Origin of the sequence: Microcoleus sp. A6-C6, assembly GCF_036705955.1 — a bacterium.
Lineage (GTDB): Bacteria > Cyanobacteriota > Cyanobacteriia > Cyanobacteriales > Microcoleaceae > Microcoleus.
The window spans coordinates 1-1,905 of record NZ_JAUBVR010000175.1 but is presented as its reverse complement, the minus strand read 5'-3'; the positions used below and the strand labels follow the sequence as shown (position 1 = coordinate 1,905).

General features: G+C 43.5%; 3 protein-coding genes. 2 read left to right on the top strand and 1 reads right to left on the bottom strand.

Annotated elements, in window-relative coordinates; translation table 11 throughout:
- Window positions 1–14: 14 nt before the first annotated feature.
- A complete protein-coding gene (locus tag QUB52_RS29010) occupies window positions 15–215 on the bottom strand; it encodes a hypothetical protein (protein ID WP_332975668.1) in 201 nt (66 codons plus the stop codon).
- Window positions 216–318: 103 nt separating this feature from the next.
- Between QUB52_RS29010 and QUB52_RS29005 the strand changes: the two genes are divergently transcribed.
- Both QUB52_RS29005 and QUB52_RS29000 read left to right on the top strand, forming a co-directional pair.
- A complete protein-coding gene (locus tag QUB52_RS29005) occupies window positions 319–1,023 on the top strand; it encodes a hypothetical protein (protein WP_332975669.1) in 705 nt (234 codons plus the stop codon).
- Window positions 1,024–1,480: 457 nt separating this feature from the next.
- Window positions 1,481–1,905, top strand: a 425-nt coding sequence (locus QUB52_RS29000) for an IS66 family transposase (protein ID WP_332975670.1), incomplete at its 3' end; no start/stop codon positions are given.

Genomic DNA, 1,905 nt, shown 5'->3' with positions numbered 1-1,905 from the left:
TATTTGGTAGGCACTCAATAATCATTCTCCAATATACCAGGTTCTGCTAACATAAAATTTAGATGCGTTCGCCCTGCTGTCTCAACTAAATGCTCTCTGACAGTCAGTTCGATAGATTCAAAGCTTTGTAGATTTTCGGGCGGGGTATTCTGATAAAAAATATCGGCTATTTCTTGGAGATTTATTTTGATCTTTTGTCGTTGTTCTGGCGTCATATTGACTTGGGGTGGTGGTAATTTATCTGCTTTCTATTCTGCCATCAACTTGTCGGTCAAGTCTTTGAGTATTTATACTGACTGCAAAAGTGGGATGCTCCCTATGACGCAAGGCAAACTACTGGAGTTTTTAGCAGATCTAGGTATTTCTATATCAGCGGGTTATTTATCCAACCTGTTAATCAAAAACCACTCGGGTTTTGAAACCGAGAAAAAAGAAGTTTATGATTCAGGACTAGCAAGTAGCCCTTGGCAACACTTCGACCAAACTGGCGCGCGTGTAGGTGGAGTCAACCATACCACCAATATCATCTGCAACCCTTTATATACAGTCTACTTCACAACAGCTAATAAAGATAGACTGACGGTACTGAAAGGATTACAGCCCGGACGAGAACTAAAATTTATTCTGAATCCACTGACATTCTCACTAATTCAGGACTTCAAAGTCCCGACTAAATGGCAGAACGCTCTCAAGCTATTACCCCAAGGAACTGTGTTGAGTGAGACACAGTTTAATCATCTACTGAATAATGAGCTACCCAAACTGGGTTCTCAACAACGGACTCGGATTAAGGAAGCAGCAGCTATTGTTTTCTACCATCAGCAAACTGATTGCCCAGTCGTACAAACTCTTTGTTGTGATGATGCTCCGCAATTCAAGTTAATCACTGCTGATCGAGCGTTATGTTGGGTACACGAGGGAAGGCATTACAAGAAGTTAAGCCCGGTATTCGCTTGCCATCAAGTAATTTTAGGGCAGTTTCTGGATGATTTTTGGGATTATTATCGGGAATTATTAGCGTAATTGCTCAACCCCCTTGACAAGAAGACGAGATAGACATTAGATAAAGGAATGGAAAAACTCCCCGACTTAAAGCAACTATCGAACGAGGCAAAAGAAGCCTTGATAGTAGAACTATGGCAAGAAATCCAAAAACTCAGCGCAGCATTAGCCACATACCAACAAAAAGCAGACCCATCTCCCATCAAAACTAGCAAAAATTCCAGCACTCCGCCATCAAAAGGATTCAAGCCCAACATTAAGCCATCGAAAATTGAAGGGATAAAAAGACAAAGAAGTGTGGGAAGAGCTGGAGGGGGAAGACAGCTACATCCTCATCCGGACCAAACAATCATCGCGATTGTCAAAAATTGCCCCGAATGTGGAGAGAAAGTCACCGCCGCCACCCAAAAATTGCAATCCGTCTACGAAAAAATCGAACTACCCCCAATTCGCCCCATCATCACCCGAATAGAACGTTATGGTGGTCAGTGTACCTGCTGTCAAACCAAGTATGTTGCACCTGTACCATTGGGAATGGAACCAGGTTCACCGGGAAAGCAGTTCGATTCAAAGCTTAGTTACATATCTGCGTTACACTCATGCCATCAGCTACGAACGGCTGTCGTCCATATTTGGAGAGGTCTTTGGACTCAAGATATCAGAAGGAGCAATCGCCAACCTATTGGTCCAGGTCAAAACCAGTTTAGACGACCAAGTAAGTCAAATACTACAAAGGTTGCGGCGGGCCAAATTAATCTGTTCAGATGAAACGAGTGCCAGAGTTAACGGACAGAACCAATGGGAGTGGGTGTTTCAGAACCAGGACGTTTGTTTACACGTCATCCGCCCCAGCCGAGCCAGTGGAGTAATGTACGAAGTTCTCGGAGAACATCGTCCCGATAT